Origin of the sequence: Stenotrophomonas maltophilia (assembly GCF_025642255.1) — a bacterium.
In the GTDB taxonomy this organism is placed as follows: domain Bacteria; phylum Pseudomonadota; class Gammaproteobacteria; order Xanthomonadales; family Xanthomonadaceae; genus Stenotrophomonas; species Stenotrophomonas maltophilia_P.
Genome location: NZ_CP106759.1, coordinates 1,903,135 through 1,922,953, shown reverse-complemented (window position 1 = coordinate 1,922,953; position 19,819 = coordinate 1,903,135). Strand labels below are relative to the sequence as shown.

18 protein-coding genes are annotated in these 19,819 nt (G+C 68.0%); all 18 read left to right on the top strand.

Going from position 1 to position 19,819, the window contains the following annotated elements; genetic code table 11:
• Window positions 1–5 precede the first annotated feature (5 nt).
• Window positions 6–1,010 (top strand): flagellar motor switch protein FliM, encoded by a 1,005-nt coding sequence (gene fliM, locus N8888_RS08875; RefSeq protein WP_065176161.1) that lies wholly within the window; start codon window positions 6–8, stop codon window positions 1,008–1,010.
• Window positions 1,007–1,342 (top strand): flagellar motor switch protein FliN, encoded by a 336-nt coding sequence (fliN, locus tag N8888_RS08870; protein ID WP_053519602.1) that lies wholly within the window; start codon window positions 1,007–1,009, stop codon window positions 1,340–1,342. Before fliM ends, fliN begins: the two co-directional genes overlap by 4 nt.
• Window positions 1,339–1,746 (top strand): flagellar biosynthetic protein FliO, encoded by a 408-nt coding sequence (fliO, locus tag N8888_RS08865; RefSeq protein ID WP_053519603.1) that lies wholly within the window; start codon window positions 1,339–1,341, stop codon window positions 1,744–1,746. The genes fliN and fliO overlap by 4 nt, the downstream gene beginning before the upstream one ends.
• Window position 1,747: 1 nt before the next feature.
• The gene (fliP, locus tag N8888_RS08860; protein ID WP_053519604.1) at window positions 1,748–2,530 is read left to right on the top strand and encodes a flagellar type III secretion system pore protein FliP; all 783 of its coding nucleotides are present in this window, start codon (window positions 1,748–1,750) and stop codon (window positions 2,528–2,530) included.
• 93 nt (window positions 2,531–2,623) lie between these two features.
• Window positions 2,624–2,893, top strand: coding sequence for a flagellar biosynthetic protein FliQ (locus N8888_RS08855; RefSeq protein ID WP_053519605.1), 270 nt, complete (start codon window positions 2,624–2,626; stop codon window positions 2,891–2,893).
• 13 nt (window positions 2,894–2,906) lie between these two features.
• Window positions 2,907–3,698, top strand: coding sequence for a flagellar biosynthetic protein FliR (gene fliR, locus N8888_RS08850; RefSeq protein ID WP_053519606.1), 792 nt, complete (start codon window positions 2,907–2,909; stop codon window positions 3,696–3,698).
• Window positions 3,699–3,861: 163 nt separating this feature from the next.
• On the top strand, window positions 3,862–5,994 hold the full coding sequence (locus tag N8888_RS08845; protein WP_111186092.1) for a putative bifunctional diguanylate cyclase/phosphodiesterase: 2,133 nt from the start codon (window positions 3,862–3,864) through the stop codon (window positions 5,992–5,994).
• A 72-nt stretch (window positions 5,995–6,066) separates the two neighbouring features.
• Window positions 6,067–8,301, top strand: coding sequence for a CocE/NonD family hydrolase (locus N8888_RS08840; protein WP_263178169.1), 2,235 nt, complete (start codon window positions 6,067–6,069; stop codon window positions 8,299–8,301).
• An 84-nt stretch (window positions 8,302–8,385) separates the two neighbouring features.
• Window positions 8,386–9,516, top strand: a complete 1,131-nt coding sequence (gene flhB / locus N8888_RS08835; RefSeq protein WP_053520068.1) for a flagellar biosynthesis protein FlhB — start codon at window positions 8,386–8,388, stop codon at window positions 9,514–9,516.
• Window positions 9,513–11,618 carry a flagellar biosynthesis protein FlhA gene (flhA, locus tag N8888_RS08830; protein ID WP_065176156.1) on the top strand — a complete coding sequence of 702 codons (2,106 nt, stop codon included), beginning with the start codon at window positions 9,513–9,515 and terminating at the stop codon, window positions 11,616–11,618. The genes flhB and flhA overlap by 4 nt, the downstream gene beginning before the upstream one ends.
• A gap of 145 nt (window positions 11,619–11,763) precedes the next feature.
• On the top strand, window positions 11,764–13,416 hold the full coding sequence (gene flhF, locus N8888_RS08825) for a flagellar biosynthesis GTPase FlhF (RefSeq protein ID WP_065183039.1): 1,653 nt from the start codon (window positions 11,764–11,766) through the stop codon (window positions 13,414–13,416).
• Window positions 13,403–14,290, top strand: coding sequence for a MinD/ParA family ATP-binding protein (locus N8888_RS08820; protein WP_053520065.1), 888 nt, complete (start codon window positions 13,403–13,405; stop codon window positions 14,288–14,290). The genes flhF and N8888_RS08820 overlap by 14 nt, the downstream gene beginning before the upstream one ends.
• Window positions 14,287–15,030, top strand: a complete 744-nt coding sequence (locus tag N8888_RS08815; protein WP_053520064.1) for an RNA polymerase sigma factor FliA — start codon at window positions 14,287–14,289, stop codon at window positions 15,028–15,030. The genes N8888_RS08820 and N8888_RS08815 overlap by 4 nt, the downstream gene beginning before the upstream one ends.
• Before the next feature lie 57 nt (window positions 15,031–15,087).
• Complete coding sequence (gene cheY / locus N8888_RS08810; RefSeq protein WP_263178166.1) at window positions 15,088–15,480, top strand: chemotaxis response regulator CheY; 393 nt, start codon at window positions 15,088–15,090, stop codon at window positions 15,478–15,480.
• Window positions 15,480–16,085 carry a protein phosphatase CheZ gene (locus tag N8888_RS08805; protein ID WP_263178165.1) on the top strand — a complete coding sequence of 202 codons (606 nt, stop codon included), beginning with the start codon at window positions 15,480–15,482 and terminating at the stop codon, window positions 16,083–16,085. Before cheY ends, N8888_RS08805 begins: the two co-directional genes overlap by 1 nt.
• 2 nt (window positions 16,086–16,087) lie before the next feature.
• The gene (locus N8888_RS08800) at window positions 16,088–17,917 is read left to right on the top strand and encodes a chemotaxis protein CheA (protein WP_111186096.1); all 1,830 of its coding nucleotides are present in this window, start codon (window positions 16,088–16,090) and stop codon (window positions 17,915–17,917) included.
• 146 nt (window positions 17,918–18,063) lie between these two features.
• Window positions 18,064–18,804: a flagellar motor protein gene (locus tag N8888_RS08795; protein WP_053520060.1), complete on the top strand. Its 741-nt coding sequence runs from the start codon at window positions 18,064–18,066 to the stop codon at window positions 18,802–18,804.
• A gap of 1 nt (window position 18,805) precedes the next feature.
• A complete protein-coding gene (gene motD / locus N8888_RS08790) occupies window positions 18,806–19,819 on the top strand; it encodes a flagellar motor protein MotD (protein ID WP_053520059.1) in 1,014 nt (337 codons plus the stop codon).

Sequence of the window (19,819 nt, the reverse complement as noted above, 5' to 3'; positions counted from 1 at the left end):
CACCGATGAATGATCTGCTGTCCCAGGACGAGATCGATGCCCTGCTCCACGGCGTGGACAGCGGCGCGGTCGAGACCGACCCGGAGCCGCCCTCCGGCGAAGCGCGTTCATACGACTTCGCCAGCCAGGACCGCATCATCCGCGGCCGTATGCCGACGCTGGAAATGGTCCACGAGCGCTTTGCGCGCCTGTGGCGCATCGGCCTGTTCAACCTGATCCGGCGCTCGGCCGAACTGTCGGTGCGCGGCATCGAGCTGATCAAGTTCAACGACTACATGCATTCGCTGTATGTGCCGACCAACCTGAACCTGATTCGTTTCAAGCCACTGCGCGGCACCGGCCTGATCGTGTTCGAGCCGACCCTGGTGTTCGCCATCGTCGACAACTTCTTCGGCGGCGACGGGCGCTACCCCACCCGGATCGAAGGCCGCGAGTTCACCGCCACCGAGATGCGCGTGATCCATCTGCTGCTGAAGCAGACCTTCGCCGACCTGCGCGAAGCGTGGGCACCGGTGATGGACGTGGAATTCGAGTACATCAACTCGGAGATCAACCCGCACTTCGCGAACATCGTGACCCCGCGCGAATACGTGGTGGTGTGCCGCCTGCACGTCGAGCTCGACGGCGGTGGCGGCGACATCCACGTCACCCTGCCGTACTCGATGCTCGAACCGATCCGGGAGCTGCTCGATGCCGGCATCCAGAGCGATCGCAACGACCGCGACGAAAGCTGGGGCCAGACCCTGCGCGAGCAGCTCAACATCGCCGAAGTGACCCTGTCCAGCGTGCTGGCCAGCAAGCGCATGACCCTGCGTGACCTGACCCGGTTGAAGGTCGGCGACATCCTGCCGATCGAGCTGAGCCCGCAGGTGCCGCTGTGCGTGGAGAACATCCCGGTGTTCACCGGCGAATTCGGCATCGCCAACGGCATGAATGCCGTGAAGATCACTGCTACCCATCCGCCGGGCACCCGCCCGCGCGTACCCGTCATCCAGGAAGACCCGCAATGAACGATACCGACGCCCTCGAACCGACTCCGGCCCAGTTCGGCACCCTGCACGCCGACGAGGCCTCCGGGGTCGATCTGAATCTGGACGTGATCCTCGACGTGCCGGTGACCCTGTCGCTGGAAGTCGGCCGCGCCCGCCTGCCGATCCGCAACCTGCTGCAGCTCAACCAGGGTTCGGTGGTGGAGCTGGAGCGTGGCGCCGGTGAATCGCTCGACGTATTCGTCAACGGCACCCTGATCGCGCATGGCGAGGTCGTGGTGATCAATGACCGCTTCGGCGTGCGCCTGACCGATGTGGTCAGCCCGAGCGAACGCATCCGGAGACTGCGTTGAGCCTGCTGGCGTCCACCCTGCTGGGCGTCGGCAAGGCCGCCGCCCCGGTCGGCCAGCACGCGGCCTCGGCACCGGGCCTGTTCGGCGCGGTGCTGGCGCTGCTGGCCGTGCTGGCCCTGGTGGTCGGCCTGGGCTGGCTGCTGAAGCGCCTGCCCGGCAGCGGCTTCCGCCCGGCCGACGGCATGAAGCTGGTGGCCAGCCTCAGCGTCGGCGCCAAGGAACGCGTCGTGGTGGTGGAGGTCAACGGCCAACAACTGCTGCTGGGCGTCACCGCCGGCAGCATCAACGCCCTGCACACCCTTTCCGAACCGCTGCCGCCGCCCGCGCCGGTGCGCGTGCCGGACCTGAAGAACCTGCCGAATTTCGCCCAGCTGCTGCAGCAGCGGCTGCGCAAGGATCCCTGACATGCGTGTCATCCGTACCCGTCCAGCTACCCTGATCGCGTGGCTGCTGCTGATTGCCCTGTGCCTGCTGCCCGCGCTCGCCTTTGCCGCGCCGGGCGCTGCTCCGACCACGCCACTGCCGGATGTCAACGTGGGCAGGATCGGTGGCCAGCCGGTCAGCCTGCCGCTGCAGACACTGCTGCTGATGACGGCGATCACCCTGATCCCGTCGATGCTGCTGGTGCTGACCTCGTTCACCCGCATCATCATCGTGCTGGGCCTGCTGCGGCAGGCACTGGGCACCGGCCAGACCCCGTCCAACCAGGTGCTGCTGGGCCTGGCCCTGTTCCTCACCGCGATGGTGATGATGCCCACCTGGGACAAGGCGTGGAGCAGCGGAATGGCGCCCTACCTCAACGGCCAGATCGACTTCCAGACCGCGTGGACACTGACCACCCAGCCGCTGCGCGGCTTCATGCTGGCGCAGATCCGCGAGACCGACCTGATGACCTTCGCCGGCATCGCCGGGCACGGCACCTATGCCAGCCCGGATGCGATCCCGTTCCCGGTCCTGGTCGCCTCGTTCGTGACCAGCGAACTGAAGACCGCCTTCGAGATCGGTTTCCTGATCTTCATCCCGTTCGTGATCATCGATCTGGTCGTGGCCAGCGTGCTGATGTCGATGGGCATGATGATGCTGTCGCCGATGCTGGTCTCGGCACCCTTCAAGATCCTGCTGTTCGTGCTCGTCGACGGCTGGGTGCTGACGGTGGGAACGCTGGCGGCCAGCTTCAATCCGGCGTGACCCGGACCGGCGTGATTGCAGGGGCCGCCAGCCATTGCCGGCGGCCGCATTGACCACCGCCGGGCAGGACCCGGCGCTACCGATGGAAAGACGATGTCTCCCGAACTTGCCCTGACAGAACTGCGTGGCGGCCTGATTGCCGTACTGTGGGTGGCTGGCCCGCTGCTGCTGACCGTACTGGTGGTAGGTGTGGTGGTCGGTGTCGTGCAGGCCGCGACCCAGCTCAATGAGCCCACCATCGCCTTCGTCGCCAAGGCGGCAGCGTTGACCGCCGTGCTGTTCGCCCTGGGCAGCCTGCTGATCGGCCATCTGGTCGAATACACCACGCTGCTGTTCCAGCGCATTCCGCACCTGATCGGCTAGGACGCGCACCGCGATGGATGCCGCCACCCAGATGGCTGCCGACGGCCTGCAGGCCTTCGGCATGATCGGCACCGTGCTGTGGACGATGCTGCGCATCGGCGCGGTAGCCATGGCCATGCCCATGGTCGGCACCCGTGCGGTGCCGGCGCGGATCCGCGTGGTACTGGCCGGTACCCTCGCCATCGCGCTCGCCCCGCTGCTGCCGCCCGTGCCGGAGTGGACCGGCTTCGATGCGGCCACCGTGCTGACCATCGCCCGTGAGCTGGCCATCGGCGTGGCCATCGGCTTCCTGCTGCGGCTGGTGTTCGAAGCTGGCGCGATGGCCGGCGAACTGGTGGCACAGGGCACCGGCCTGGCGTTCGCGCAGATGAGCGACCCCCTGCGCGGCGGCACCTCCGGCGTGATCGGGCAGTGGTTCTACCTGTTGTTCGGCCTGCTGTTCTTCACCGCGAACGGCCACCTCGCGCTGATCTCGCTGGTCGTGGACAGCTACCGGGCACTGCCGATCGGTGCGCCGCTGCCCGATCCGCACGCGTTCTTCAGCATCGCCCCGACGTTCCTGCTGACCGTGCTGCGCGGTGCGTTGACACTGGCCATTCCGTTGACGGTGGCGATGCTGGCGGTGAACCTGGCGTTCGGCGTGCTCGCCCGTGCGGCACCTGCGCTCAATCCGATCCAGCTCGGCCTGCCGGTGTCGCTGCTGCTGGGCCTGTTCCTGCTGGTCCTGCTGGCCGGCGAAATGGGGCCCCCGGTGCAACGACTGTTCGATGCGGCGTTCCAGGCTGCGGACGCGGTCACACACTGACGCTTCCATCACGCTTTGCTGCTTGCCGTCCCCCCGGGGACGCGCGTTAGAGTGAATACGCGGCAACCGGGGGGATGCCGCACCTGGCGGCCGCTTCTGGCTGCCTGCCACATGCATGCCCCACCGTAGTTTCCGTCGACAGGCAGGTCCGGGAGACTGACGAATGCTGGTAGGCACGTACAACGCATGGCTGGTGGCAGTCTCGCTGTTGGTGGCCGTGATGGCTTCCTACACGGCACTGGCGATGGCCGGACGCACGGTCACGGCACCCGGCAGAGGCGCGACCTGGTGGTGGCGGCTCGGTGGCGGCTTCGCGATGGGCCTGGGCATCTGGTCGATGCACTTCATCGGCATGCTGGCCTTCGACCTGCCCATTCCACTGGGCTACGACCTGCCGATCACCCTGCTGTCGCTCGCCCTGGCCATCGCCTCGTCGGTGTTCGCGCTCTGGCTGGTCTCGCTGCCCACCCTGCCACATCCACGCCTGGCAGGGGGCGCCTTGCTGATGGGCACCGGCATCGCCGGCATGCATTACGTCGGCATGGCCGCGATGCGCATGCAACCCGGCATCGACTACCACACGGGCTGGCTGCTGCTGTCGCTGCTGGTTGCGGTCGCTGCATCCTGGACCGCCCTCTACGTCGCCTTCCGCCTGCGCGCGCAGCGCACCCGGGTCGGTGACCGGCTGGCCGCCGCCGGCCTGCTCGGTCTGGCCATCGTGGGCATGCACTACACCGGCATGGCCGCCGCACGCTTTCCACAGGGCAGCATCTGCGGCGCTGCAGTGGGCGATGGCCTGCAGAGCACCTGGCTGGCGATGCTGGTGGTGGTGCTGACCGTCGCGATCCTGGCGGTGGTGCTGGTGGTGTCCTGGCTGGACCAGCGGGTGGAAGCGCAGCTGCTGCGCCTTCGCAACGCGATGCTGAGCACCTCGCTGACGGATGCGCAGGAGGAATTGACCCAGGCCGCGCTGCACGACCCCTTGACCCGCCTTCCGAACAGGCTGCTGCTGCAACGGCGCATCGTGCAGTCACTGGCCGAAGCCGAACAGGGCGGCAGCCGCTTCGCGGTGATGTTCATGGACCTGGATGGCTTCAAGCAGGTCAACGATGCCTATGGCCACCAGGCCGGCGATGCCCTGCTGGTGGCCGTCGCCGAGCGCACCCGCCAGCTGCTGCGGCCGAACGACCTGTTGGCGCGGCTCGGCGGCGACGAGTTCGTGCTGGTGGTGCGCATCGACCATGACGAGGACCTGCCGACCCTGGCCCGGCGCATCCTGCAGGCGGTGGGAGGCGGCCCGCTGCTGCCCGACAACGAACTGCAGGTGACTGCCAGCATCGGCATCGCCATCTGCCCCGACCACGCCGCCAGCGAACGCCAGCTGATGGCCTTCGCCGACGCTGCGATGTACCAGGCCAAGGAATCCGGCCGAAACTCCTTTGTCCTGTTCGCGGATTGGATGAACGACAGCGCCGAACAGCAGTTCCGCCTGCTGGCCGACCTGCGCCGGGCGATCGGCAGCGAACAGCTGTTCCTGCACTACCAGCCGAAGATCCGCGTGGCCACCCAGAAGGTCGCCGGCGCCGAGGCGCTGATCCGCTGGCGTCATCCGGAACAGGGCCTTATTCCACCGGATCGCTTCATCCGCCTGGCCGAGCGCAGCGGCGCGATCAACGAGATCGGCCGCTGGGCGCTGGACCAGGCGTGCCTGCAACTGCGGCACTGGCACGACGCCGGCCACGAGGGCTGGTCGATATCGGTCAACCTGTCGCCGGTCCAGTTCAGCTCGCCGCACCTGCTGCGCGATGTGCGCGACGTGATCGAACGGCATCGCATCACGCCGCGCAACCTGGTGCTGGAGATCACCGAAAGCACCGTGATGCGCGACACCGACACCAGTTTGCGGCTGCTGCAGGCGTTGTCGGTGCTGGGGGTCGGCATCTCCATCGACGATTTCGGCACCGGCTATTCCAGTCTGCTGTACCTCAAGCGCCTGCCGGCCACCGAGATCAAGATCGACCACGCCTTCGTGCGCGATCTCGAACACAGCGCGGAGGACGTGGTGATCGTATCGGCGATCGTGGCGCTGGGCCATGCACTGGACATGGACATTGTTGCCGAGGGCGTGGAAACGGCTGCCCAGCGTGCCTACCTTGAGCGGCTGGGGTGCGATTACCTGCAGGGCTACCTGCTCGGCCGCCCGGTCGATGCGGGCCGTTTCATGCAACTGCACGACCTGCCGCGGCCACGGGTGGAGCTGGCGCAGACCCCGCCCCCACCGGCCCCGCCGGGGTAACGTCGGACTCTCCGCGGCGGGCGGCCACCCACCGTATGATGGCCACGCGCCCGCCATTGCAAGGAACACCCCGTGACCTTACGCGCTCTTCTTGCTGGCCTGCTGCTGGCGCTCACCTGCACCCGCGTGGCCGCCAGCGATCTGCGGTGGTCGCTGCCCCGCGATGCGCCGCCAGCACAGGTGGATACGGCACTGCAGGCGCTGGGTACGGAGCTGTTGCAGTCGGCAACGCTGACCGATGCACAGCGCTGCCATGCGCTGCTGGCCACGGGTCGCTACGCCGAGGCACGCGCCATGATCGAGAAGCTGCGCGCGACGCTGGCCGCTGCCGGCGATGGCGCGGCGGCCCAGCGCTGGATGCCGATGCTGCTGGCAAGCACTGGCGCGCGGGATGCGGAAGCGTATTCGCGCGCCTTCCATTCGGCCTTTGCTGGCCTGGATGATGTTGCCGCCGTGCAGGCCGATGCAGCGCTTGCCGTGCCTCCCGCTGCGGTACAGGCGCAGCTGACGCAGGCGCTTGCGGCACAGGCCGATGCCGCCACCGTGCCGCAGTCAGCCGCGCTGGAGCTGGTGCGCCTGCAGGCTGTGTTGCGCGCGCAGACCCTGGCTGCGGCACTCGCCCCTGCACTGCTTGACGCAGAACAGCAACGCCGCTTCGTGATCGACAGCGGATTGCGTATCCCCGTGGCCGAAGGGGTGGTGCTGTCCGCACAGCTGGCACGGCCCCGCAGCGCGTCCGCGCCGCTGCCGACGGCCATGCTGTTCACCATCTACACCGACCCGCCCAAGAACCGTCTGAAGATGCTGCTGGCCGCAGCCCACGGCTACGCCGGCATCGTGGTCGACGCACGCGGAAAAGGTCGGGGTACCGGCACCATCGCCCCCTACGAACACGACGGGGTGGACGCCAATGCCGCGATCGACTGGGTCAGCCGCCAGCCCTGGAGCGACGGTCGGGTCGCCATGTATGGCGGCAGCTATGAAGGATTCACCGCATGGGCGGCAGCGCGCCATCACCATCCGGCACTGAAGACCATCGTGCCCTACGTCGCTGCCATTCCGGGCCAGGGCCTGCCGATGGAGAACAACGTATTCCTCAGCGCCAACTACGGCTGGGCCTTCTACGTGGCCAATGGCCCGATGCTGGATACCGACACCTATGGGCAGCAGGACCGGTGGTCACAGCTGCCCGGCCGCTGGTATGCCTCCGGCCGGCCGTACCGGCAGATCGACCAGATCGATGGCACCCCCAATCCCTGGCTGCAGCGCTGGCTCGCCCACCCGGCCTATGATGGTTACTGGCAGGCCATGGTGCCGTACGCCGAAGACTTCAGGGACATCCGCATTCCGGTGCTGACCATTACCGGCTACTACGACGACGGCCAGATTTCCGCGTTGCAGTACTTCACCGATCACATGCGCTACCGGCCGGACGCCGATCATGTCCTGCTGATCGGGCCGTATGACCACGGCGGTGCCCAAGCCGCCAGCAAGCCGATGCAGCTGCGCGGCTACACGGTGGACCCGGTCGCGCAGTTCGATACGCCTGCGCTGACCTTCCAGTGGCTGGACCACGTACTTCGCGATGCCCCGCGCCCGGCGCTTCTGGCCGACCAGGTCAACTTCCAGCTGATGGGCAGCAACACCTGGGGGCATGCAGCCACCCTTGATGCCGCTGCGGGCGGCCATCGCACGTACTACCTGTCGGCAGCCGCTGAGGGCGACCATCACCCGTTGCAGGAACAGCGGCCAACGCCGGGAACACTGCGGCAGACGGTGGACCTCGCTGACCGCACGGAGGTCCGGCATGGCTACTATCCGTTCCCGATCGTGGCCGCCGGGGACGAGCCGGACACGGCACTGACCTTCCTCTCCGAGCCCTTCCCAGCACCGATGGACCTGATCGGACGCTTCTCGGGCGATCTGAAGGTCCGCATCAACAAGCGCGACATGGACTTCACGGTCACCCTGTACGAGCTGCTGCCCGATGGGCGCCGGATGCAGCTGTCCTACTACGTCGGCCGGGCCAGCCACGTACGCGACCCGACCACGCGGCAGTTGCTGGTGCCGGGGCGATGGACCGACCTGCCCTTCGATCGCACCCGCATGGTCGCCCGCCGTGTGGGCGCGGGCAGCCGGCTGCTGGTGAAGGTGGACGTGCTCAAGGACGCCATGCACCAGGTGAACCACGGCACCGGACGCGATGTCAGCGACGAGTCAGCCGCCGATGCCGGTGAGCCCCTGCAGGTGGACTGGCACAGCGACAGCACGCTGAGCATCCCGCTGCGGCCGGCCCTGCCCGGCTAGCGTCGGGCGTTGCCCCGGCGGTGAACCGCGCGCCGCGGAACAGTTCTTGCAGGCAGCCCGGCATCCCCTGCCGCAGTGCCCGTGATGTCCGAGAACGAATCCGCCGGCGAAAAGACCGAACAACCCACCGAAAAACGCCTGCGTGAGGCCCGGGAACAGGGCAACCTGCCGCGTTCCCGCGAACTGGGGACCGCCGCGGTGTTCGGTGGCGGCGTGCTGGCGGTGATGGCCATGGGCGGCTCGATCGGCCGTGGTGCCACGCAATGGATGAAACAGGCGTTGAGTCCCGAGCAGGGGCTGCGGCAGAACCCGAAGGAACTGTTCGGCCACTTTGGCGACCTGCTGCTGCAGTTCATGCTGGTGATCACCCCGCTGGTGCTGGTCTGCCTGCTGGCCAGCTTCGTCGCCCCGCTGGTGATGGGCGGATTGCGCTGGTCGGCCAAAGCGATGATGCCCGACATCAATCGGCTGAACCCGCTGACCGGCCTCAAACGTCTGTACGGGCCGGAAGCCATCGCTGAATTCACCAAGTCACTGCTGCGCGTGGCGTTCGTGGGCGTCGCCGCCGGACTGGTGGTGTGGAGCGGCTTCGACACCCTGCGCGGGTTGATCCACCACCCACTGGAAACCGCCATCACCGATGGCCTGGGCTTCACCCTGCGACTGCTGCTGGCCACCGCCGGGGCAATGCTGGTGCTGGCGGCGATCGACGCGCCGTACCAGCGCTGGAACTGGATGCGCAAGCTGAAGATGACCCGCGAGGAACTGCGGCGGGAAATGAAGGAAAGCGAAGGCAGCCCGGAGGTGAAGGGCCGCATCCGCCAGCTGCAGCAGCAGATGGCCAACCGCCGGATGATGGAAGCGGTGCCCACCGCGGACGTGGTGGTGGTCAACCCGACCCACTACGCCGTGGCTCTGAAGTACGAGGGCGGCGCCATGAACGCGCCCACCGTGGTCGCGCTGGGCGTGGACGAGACCGCCCTGCGCATCCGTGAAGTCGCCGATGGCAACAAGGTCGCCATCGTCTCCGCCCCGCCTTTGGCACGCGCCTTGTATCGGGAAGGCCAACTCGGAAAGGAAATCCCCGTGAGACTGTATTCGGCCGTGGCCCAGGTCCTGTCCTACGTCTACCAGCTGCGCGCCTGGCGCACCGGCCCGATGCCGGGCGCCCCGCACATCGAGGTGGATGAATTCGGCAAGGGAGGCCGGGCATGAGCGCGCAGGCCTCGTCCGGATTCAACACCCGCCGGCTGCTGGAGATGATCCGCCAAGGCCTCGGCGCACCGCTGATCGTGCTGGCGCTGCTGGCGATGGTGGTGGTGCCGCTGGCGGCGCCCGTGCTCGATGCGCTGTTCACCTTCAACATCGCCATCTCGCTAATGGTGCTGCTGGCGGTGGTGTACGTGAAGCGCCCGCTGGATTTCACCATCTTCCCGATCGTGCTGCTGGTCACCACCATGCTGCGGCTGGCACTGAACGTGGCCTCCACCCGCGTCATCCTGCTCAATGGCCAGAACGGCCACGACGCGGCTGGCAAGGTCATCGCGGCGTTCGGTGAATTCGTGATCGGCGGCAACTATGCGGTCGGCATCGTGGTGTTCGCCATCCTGACCATCATCAACTTCGTGGTCATCACCAAGGGCGCCGGCCGTGTCTCGGAAGTGACCGCGCGCTTCATCCTCGACGCCATGCCCGGCAAGCAGATGGCCATCGATGCCGATCTCAACGCCGGCCTGCTGACGCGCGAAGAAGCCAAGCTGCGCCGCGAGGAGGTCCGCGAGGAAGCCGACTTCTATGGAGCGATGGACGGCGCCAGCAAGTTCATCCGGGGTGATGCGATTGCCGGCATCCTGATCCTGTTCATCAACATGCTCGGTGGCCTCGCCGTGGGCGTGCTGCAGCATGGCATGCCGTTCGGCGATGCCGCTGCGACCTACACCCTGCTGTCCATCGGTGACGGTCTGGTGGCGCAGCTGCCGGCCCTGCTGGTTTCCAGCGCAGTGGCGATGCTGGTCACCCGTGCCTCGCGCTCGCAGGACATGGCACAGGCGATGACCGGCCAGGTGTTCGGCCAGTACCGTGCCCTGGCCATCACGGCCGGCATCATCGGCCTGGTCGGCCTGGTGCCCGGCATGCCCAACGTCGCTTTCCTGACGCTTGCCTCCATTCTCGGCTTCATCGCCTGGAAGCTGTACCGGAAGGGACAGGCCCCGGCCCCGAGCGACGCTGCCGGCAGCGACCCCGGCGCGGTCAGTGCGCTGGGCCGACCGGCGGCGCCGGCCCCCACCGCGGAACTGAGCTGGGACGAACTGCGCCCGGTCGACCCGCTGGGGCTGGAGGTCGGTTATCGGCTGATTCCGCTGGTGGACAGCAATCAGGGCGGCGAACTCATGGCACGCATCAAGGGTGTGCGGCGCAAGCTGACCCAGGACGTGGGATTCCTGATTCCATCCGTGCACATCCGCGACAACCTGGAACTTCCTGCCAACGGCTACCGCGTGCTGGTACATGGCGTGCCGGTGGCAACCGCCGAGATCCATCCCGACCGCGAACTGGCGCTGGACCCCGGCAGTGCGCTCGGCCCGCTGGACGGCATCGCCGGCAAGGATCCCGCCTTCGGCCTGGACGCTACCTGGATCCAGCCGCACCAGCGCGCCCAGGCCGAAACCATGGGCTACACCGTGGTCGACCCGGCCACCGTGGTCGCCACCCATCTTTCCCACCTGATCCGCGAGCATGCGCCGGAGCTGCTGGGCCACGAAGAGGTGCAGCACCTGCTGGCCAACCTCGCCAAGAGCGCACCCAAGCTCGTCGAAGATCTGACGCCCAAGGCGCTGCCGTTGTCGGCCGTGGTGCGGGTGCTGCAGAACCTGCTGGTGGAACGCATTCCGATCCGCCAGCTGCGCAAGATCGCCGAAGCACTGGTGGAGCACGCGCCGTCCAGCCAGGACCCAGCCACGCTCACCGCCGCAGTGCGCACCGCGCTCGGCCGCTTCATCGTGCAGGAGATCGCCGGAATGTCGGCGGAGCTGCCGGTGTTCACCCTCAACCCGCAATTGGAACGCGTCTTGCAGGAGTCCACGCAGGGCAACGGCGCCGCGCTGGAACCCGGGCTTGCCGAGCGACTGCATCAGAGTCTGGCCGAATGTGTCAGCAAGCAGGAAGCCCGCAACGAGCCCGCGGTCGTGCTGGTTCCCGGCCCGGTACGTGCCGCGTTGGCACGCCTGGTCCGTCACAGCGTTCCGTCGCTGTCGGTACTGGCGTACAGCGAAGTGCCGGAGGACAAGCGCCTGAAGCTGGTCGGAACGATCAGCTGACGCCGCCCACCGATGCGTCAGAAAACAGACACCACCTTCGAACCACCGCAACAGACAGATGCCAAGGGGAACCCGTTCCGTGCAGACCACCGACCACCCGCGTTCTCCCACCCCCACCCCGCCGTCCCCGTCCCGTGACCACAGCATGAAAATCAAACGATTCGTCGCCGCCGACATGCGCTCGGCCATGAACCTGGTGCGCAAGGAACATGGTCCCGATGCTGTGATCCTGTCCAACCGCCGGATCGAGGAAGGCGTCGAGATCGTCGCCGCAGCCAACTATGACGAGAGCGCGGTGCAACGCGCGCTGGAAGCCTCGCGGCGCGACGTGGCTCCGCCGCCGCCGAAACCGCGCACCGCCGCGGATGCAGTGATCGCCGCGGTCACCCGTCGCCGCTCCGCGACACCGGCCCAGCAGCCGGTGACCGCCACCACATCGGCCGTGGCCGCCCTCGCCCGCGCGGCCGTCGGTGCCACCGGCCGCACCCTGGACAGTGCGGACGAGATCGTGCCCACCCGCGGCAGTTCCGGCTTCGCTGCCACCCTGGCGCGTGCCACCGTCAACGATCCGGCACTGCCGGAGCAGATCTTCGCGCCGTTCGCGAGCGCCGTCGTGGCTCCCGCACCGGCGCCCGCCAACCGCGCCCGTTTCCTGATCGACCCGCCGCAGGACGAGCATCACGAATCCCCCGCGCCGGCAGTGCTGCCGCCGCCGCTGCCGATCACCGCTGCGGCCACGGCGCAGGCCGAGTCCGTGCACCCCGAGCCGCCGTACGCGCAGGACGTTGCCGAGACCACGCCAGCCCCTGCCGCTGCCGCTGAAGCGGAGACCGCGCCGGCCCCGGCGCCGCTCCTTGCCCCGGCGCCGGTACTGACGGTGGTTGCACAGGACGATGCCGAGATCCGCCAGCTGCGCCACGAAGTGGCCGGCATGCGCCAGGTCATCGAGCGCGAGATGAACCGCTTCACCGACGAGCGCCTGCGCGGCTGCCCGGTGCGGGCGACCGCCCTGGACCTGATGGACGAGTACGGATTCGATGCCGGGCTGGCCCGCGATGTGGCCATGCAGATACCGCTGGAAACCGAAGCCCACCGGGGCCGCGGGCTGATGCTGGGCCTGATCTCGCGCAGGCTGCCGATCGCGCCGGTCGATCCGCTGGAAGAAGGCGGCGTGATCGCTCTGGTCGGTCCGACCGGGGCCGGCAAGACCACCACCATCGCCAAGCTCGCCTCGCGCTTCGCCGAGAAGCACGCGCCGCGCGATGTGGCCCTGGTCACCACCGACACGCTGCGCATCGGTGCCCGCGAGCAGCTGTACGGCTATGGCCGCCAGCTCGGCATCGCGGTGCATGAAGCCAACAGCGGCACCGACCTGGACCAGCTGCTGGAGCGGCTGAAGGACTACAAGCTGGTGCTGATCGATACCGCCGGCCTGGGCCCGCGTGACCGCGCCCTGGCCGCGCAGCTGCAGTGGCTGCGTGCCGCCCGCCAGGTCCGCACTCTGCTGGTGCTGCCGGCCAATACCAGCTTTGGCGACATGGACGAGGTGGTGCGCCGCTTCGGCGCGGCCAACCTGCAGGGCCTGGTGCTGAGCAAGCTGGATGAGACCGGCCGCTTCGGCAACGCCCTGTCAGTGGCGGTAGACCACGCGCTGCCGATCACCTGGGTGACCGATGGCCAGGACGTTCCGGACGACCTGCACCGGGCCAGCGCGGCCAATCTCGTACTTCGCCTTGAAGATTTGCGCCGAGCGGCCGATATGCCCTGCAACCCGGAGTTGAACCATGCCGTCGCGTGAGTACGCCAAGCTGACCAAGACCTTCCCGCTGTCGGCCACCCGCAGCGAGCCGCTCGGCCCTGTGCGCACCATCGCCGTGACCGGTGGCAAGGGCGGCGTCGGCAAGACCAACGTCTCGGCCAACCTGGCCGTGGCGCTGGCCGGCATGGGCAAGCGCACGCTGCTGCTCGACGCCGACCTGGGCCTGGCCAACATCGACGTGATCCTGGGCCTGAATCCCACCCACACCCTGGCGGATCTGGTCGCCGGCCGCTGCTCGCTGGAAGACGTGATCGTCGAAGGTCCGAACGGCGTGCTGGTGGTGCCGGCCGCGTCCGGTCGGCGGCACATGGCCGAGCTGGCCCCGGCCGAGCACATCGGCCTGGTGAACGTGTTCTCCGAACTGGAACGCGAGCTGGACATCATGGTGGTGGACACCGCCGCCGGCATCACCGACGGCGTGCTGACCTTCTGCCAGGCCGCACAGGACACGGTTGTCGTGGTCTGCGACGAACCGGCCTCGATCACAGACGCCTACGCACTGATCAAGGTGCTGTCGCGCGAGCGCGGCGTGGACCGCATCCAGGTGGTGGCCAACATGGTGCGCGACCCCAACGAGGGCCGCGTGCTGTATGAAAAGCTGACCCGGGTCTGCGAGAAGTTCCTTGCCGATGTCTCGCTGAACTACCTGGGCTGCGTGCCGCAGGATGACTGGCTGCGCCTGTCGGTGCAGCGCCAGCAGCCGGTGGTGAAGGCCTATCCATCCAGCCCGGCGGCGCTGGCGATCACCGAGATCGCCCGTCGCACCGCCCGCTGGCAGGCCCCCACCGAGCCACGCGGTGGCGTTGAATTCTTCCTCGAGCGCATCCTCAAGCAACGCGGGGTGGCAGCATGAAAGGCGCGGCCCAGTACAGGGAAGTCCAGCGCTCGGCGGCGACCGAGGTCATCGCCCAGCACTCGGACCTGGTGCGGCGCATCGCCCATCACCTGGCCGCACGCCTGCCGGCCAGCGTCGAAGTGGACGACCTGATCCAGGCCGGCATGATGGGCCTGATCGAAGCCTCGCGCAGCTACGACGCCGACCAGGGTGCCTCGTTCGAGACCTATGCCTCGATCCGCATCCGCGGCTCGATGATCGACGAGATCCGCCGCGGCGACTGGGTACCGCGCTCGGTGCATCGGCGCGCCCGCGATGCGGCCGCCACCATCCGCCGCCTGGAGCAGACCACGGGCCGTGCAGCCAGTGCCACCGAGGTGGCGGCGGCCATGGACATGCCACTGCCCGAGTACCTGCGGCTGATGGAGGACGCCTCGCGCGGCCAGGTGCTGAGCCTGGAATCGCGCATCGAAGACCAGGGCGAACTGGACACCGTCGCCCAGGGCGGACCGACACCGCAGCAGGTCCTGGAACGTGGCGAATTCGGCCGCGAACTGGGCAAGGCCATCGGCCATCTGCCCGAACGCGAACAGCTGGTGCTCTCGCTGTACTACGAGCAGGAGCTGAACCTGAAGGAGATCGGCGCGGTGCTCGGCGTGAGCGAATCGCGCGTCTGCCAGATCCACGGCCAGGCCGTGCTGCGCCTGCGCGGCCGGCTGAAGATCTTCGAGGCTGCGGATGCCGGGCTTGAAGAATGAACATGCCTGCGGCGGCCACGGCCACCGCGGGCGACTGAACAACAAAGGAACTCCGCTTTGAACAAGAACATGCGCATCCTGATCGTCGACGACTTCTCGACCATGCGTCGCATCGTCAAGAATCTGCTGGGCGATCTGGGCTTCACCAACACCGCCGAAGCCGAGGACGGGCATGCTGCGCTGTCGATGCTGCAGAGCCAGCCGTTCGACTTCGTGGTCACCGACTGGAACATGCCGGTGATGACCGGCATCGAACTGCTCAAGGCGATCCGCGCCGATGCCAAGCTCAGGACCCTGCCGGTCCTGATGGTCACCGCCGAGGCCAAGCGCGAGCAGATCATCGAAGCGGCGCAGAGCGGCGTGAACGGCTACATCATCAAGCCGTTCACCGCGCAGACGCTGGAAGAGAAACTGGGCAAGATCTTCGAACGCCTGGCGGCCAGCGCCTGATGGACGCCACGGTCGACAAGAACGCCCTCGTCCTGCGCCTGCAGGAAGCCCTCGACGCGCTCGAATCCGGCGACGAGAGCGCCTGGCGCCAGCGCATCGACGCCCTGGTGGCCGCACGCACGCAGCCGATGATGAGCGGCCTGTCACGGCTGGCCCGCGAACTGGGCCAGGCCCTGGGCGAACTGCCGACCGTCCCCAGCGAGGCGGGCGAGCTGGACGACGCCTGCGCGCGCCTGGACCATGTGGTGGCGATGACCGAACAGGCCACGCACCGCACCCTGGACCTGGCCGAAGAGTGCCGCAGCCTCACCGAACAGCTGCGCGCCGAAGGCCTGCAGCCGGGGCAGGATGTGCAGCTGGAACGCATCCGCCACAACCTGACCGAGATTGCCCTGACCCAGAGCTATCAGGACCTGACCGGACAGATCATCCGTCGCGTGGTCGGCATCGTCCGCCGCGTGCACGAAGGCTTTGGCGCGCTGGGCCTGCCACCGGAGCAGCATCGCACCGATCCGGCGCTGGCCGGACCGGCACTGAAGGGACTGGACCGCCACGCGGTCTCTCAGAACGACGCCGACGACCTGTTGTCGGACCTGGGACTGTAAGCATGAGCGCGGTATCCGACGACATCACCGCCGATTTCATCATCGAGGCACAGGAAATCCTGGATCGCCTCGGCGAACAGCTGGTGTCGCTGGAACAGGCGCCGCAGGACGCCGACCAGCTCAACGCCGTGTTCCGTGGCTATCACACGCTCAAGGGCGGCGCCGGCTTCCTCGGCATCACCGCCATGGTCGAGCTGTGCCATGCCGCCGAAGAGGCACTGGGCGCCGCCCGCGCTGGCCAGGCGGTGCTGCAGCCGCATCACTTCGATGCCGCACAGCAATCCCTGGACTACCTGCAATCGATGCTGGATGCCGTGTCTTCCGGCAACGAACCCGGCTATGCCCCGCCGGACCTGATCGCCCAGTTCGACGTGCACGGCGCTGCTGCGCCGGCCGCCGCCGCTCCCGCAGCGGCCGCGCCCGCTGCCGGTGACCTGATCACCGACGACGAGTTCGAGGCCCTGCTCGATCAGCTGCACGGCAGCAACGCCCCCACCGCAGTGGCGACGCCGGCCAAGGCCGACGATGGCCTGATCAGCGAGGATGAGTTCGAAGCCCTGCTGGACCAGCTGCACGGCGGCGCCGCCCCCGGCGCGAAACCCGTGGCTGCCCCGGCGGCGGCGCCTGCACTGCCCGCACCGCGCCCGGCGGCCGCCGCGGCCAAGCCCCCCGCCAACAAACCGGTGGCCGAGGCCGAGCACACCGTGCGCGTGGATACCAAGCGGCTGGATGCCATCGTCAACCTGATCGGCGAGCTGGTGCTGTCGCGCAACCGGCTCAAGACCCTGCGTGCGCGCCTGCGCGACGAGGAACTGGACCGCGCCGTGTCGACCCTGGACATCGCCACCGCGCGCCTGCAGTCGGCAGTGATGCGCACGCGCATGCAACCGGTCGGCAAGGTGTTCTCGCGCTTCCCCAAGGTCGCCCGCGATGTTGCCCGCTCGCTGAAGAAGGAAGTGGACCTGGAGCTGGTCGGCGCCGAAACCGAGCTTGACCGCAACCTGGTCGAGGCCCTGGCCGACCCGCTGGTGCACCTGGTCCGCAACGCCATCGACCATGGTGTGGAGATGCCCGATCTGCGCGAAGCACAGGGCAAGCCACGCATGGGCCACGTGCGTCTGTCGGCCCAGCAGGAAGGCGACTACGTCAGCATCGAGGTGCAGGACGATGGCGCCGGCATCGATCCGGAAAAACTGCGCGCGAAAGCACGCGAAAAGGGCTTGATCGACCCGGAGGCGGCGGCCCGGCTGAGCAGCGAGGAATGTCTGCACCTGGTGTTCCTGCCCGGCTTCTCCACCAAGCAGCAGGTGACCGACATCTCCGGCCGCGGCGTCGGCATGGATGTGGTGCAGTCGCGCATCCGCGAGCTCAGTGGGCAGATCCAGATCCAGTCGGAACTGGGCCGGGGCAGCCGCTTCCTGATCCGCGTGCCGCTGACCCTGGCGATCCTGCCAACCCTGCTGGTGCAGGCCGGCGAGGACGTCTATGCGCTGCCGCTGGCGCGCGTGATGGAAGTGCTGCATGCACCGCGCACCTCGCTGGGCTGGTTCGATGGCCGGGCGGTGCTGGATCGTCGCTCGCACACCCTGCCGCTGGTCGATCTGCGCCAGTGGCTGGATGTGACGCCCGCCGCCTCGGCGCTGCTCACCATCGTGGTGCTGCAGGCCGGCGAGGCGCGCTTCGGCCTGGTCGTGGACCAGGTCCGTGGGCGCGAGGAAGTGGTCATCAAGCCATTGCCGAAGGCCCTGCGCGGCCTGCGCGGCTACGCCGGTGCGACGCTGATCGGTGATGGCCGGATGGCCCTCATCCTCGACGTGGATGGCCTGCGATGACGCTCGCCGGGCATGGCCCGGCGCTACCGGAAACGGCCTCGCGCGATAGCGCCGGGCCATGCCCGGCGAACCAGAAACTGTGACTACCGTCTGTACGCGATCGACCGGTGTCTCAAGTCCCATTCACACACGCCGATACCGGACCCATGGATAGACTCAGCCTCATCGGACTCTTTCTCGCCCTGGCCTCGCTGGTCGGCGGCAGCATCCTCAAGGGCGCCGGACTGGCGTCCCTGTGGTCGCCTGCGGCGTTCGTGATCGTCATCGTCGGCACCATCGCCGCGATCCTGCTGCACACCGCACCCGCCGTATTCAGGCATGCCTTCCGGATCGTGCGCTGGGTCGTGCGCCCGCCGCACAGCGATCGTCGCGAGCTGATCCAGCAGATCGTCGAGTGGAGCAACATCGCCCGCCGCCAGGGCCTGCTGGGCCTGGAAGCGCAGGTGGAAGCGCAGCAGGATCCGTTCCTGCGAAAAGGCCTGCAGCTGCTGGTCGATGGCGTCGAGCCCGAATCGATCCGGCACATGCTGGAGATCGAGCTGGGCAGCCAGGAACACCGTGACCAGGCCGCTGCCAAGGTCTTCGAGGGCATGGGCATCTATGCGCCGACGCTGGGCATCATCGGTGCGGTGCTGGGCCTGATCGCCGTCATGAAGAACCTGGCCGACCCCAGCAAGCTGGGGCATGGCATCGCCGCCGCCTTCACCGCCACCATCTACGGCATCGCGTCGGCCAACCTGCTGTTCCTGCCGATCGCCGCCAAGCTGAAGGGGGTGATCGCCCACAACAGCCGCGACCGCGAGATGGTCATCGAAGGCCTGATCTCGATCGCGCAGGGCGAGAACCCGCGGAACATCGAAACCAACCTGTCCGGCTTCCTGCACTGACATGGCCCGCCGCAGACACCACGAAGAGCACGCCAACCATGAAGCATGGGCGATCCCCTATGCCGATCTGATGACGCTGCTGCTGGCCTTCTTCGTGGTGATGTATGCGATCTCCTCGATCAACGAAGGCAAGTACCGGATCATGGCCGATGCGCTCACCGATGCCTTTGGTGGCGCGCCGCGCACCATCAATCCGGTGCAGGTCGGCAACAAGCAGGTGCAGGGGGGCGGCTGGGACAGTCCTTCGGTGATCAAGTCCGGCACCAAGATCGGCCCGTCCGCACCGGCACCCTCGCACGACCCTACCCTGCTGCCGGCCATGGCCTCGCAGATGCGCATGCCGGTCTCGGTGCACGACCAGCAGCAGATCGCCCGTGCCGAGCGCCAGCTCAGCAGCATCGCCGACCGGTTGACCGCCGCGCTGTCGCCGCTGATCGAGCGCGGCATGATCAGCGTGCGCCGCACCGAGCTGTGGATCGAAGTGGAGATCAACAGCGACATCCTGTTCCCGACCGGCTCGGCGGCGCTGGACGTGCACGCGCGCGGGACGCTGTCCAGCCTGGCCGGTGTGCTGCGCGACGTACCCAACAGCGTGCGGGTGGAAGGCCACACCGACAACGTGCCGATCGCCACCGCCACCTTCCCCTCCAACTGGGAACTGTCGGCCGCGCGGGCCGCCAGCGTGGTCCACCTGTTCGCCGACCAGGGCCTGCAGCCTTCGCGTCTGGCCATGGTCGGCTACGGCCAATTCCGCCCGCGCGAGGACAACGACAGTGCGCAGGGTCGCAACCGCAACCGGAGGGTGATGGTCATCATCCTGGCCGACACCTCGCACTCGGTCGACCCGCTGGGGCAGCGCCTGAACGCCGCCAACGGCGCGGCCGACCCGTCCGCCGGGCCTGCGGCAACACCCGCCACAGTGCCCTCCCCGTCCCCCATCGCACCGGTGCAGTTGCCACCGGTGCCGGCTGGCAGCCGTGTCGGCGCCGCCGCTCCCCCGGCAATGAAGGAGTAA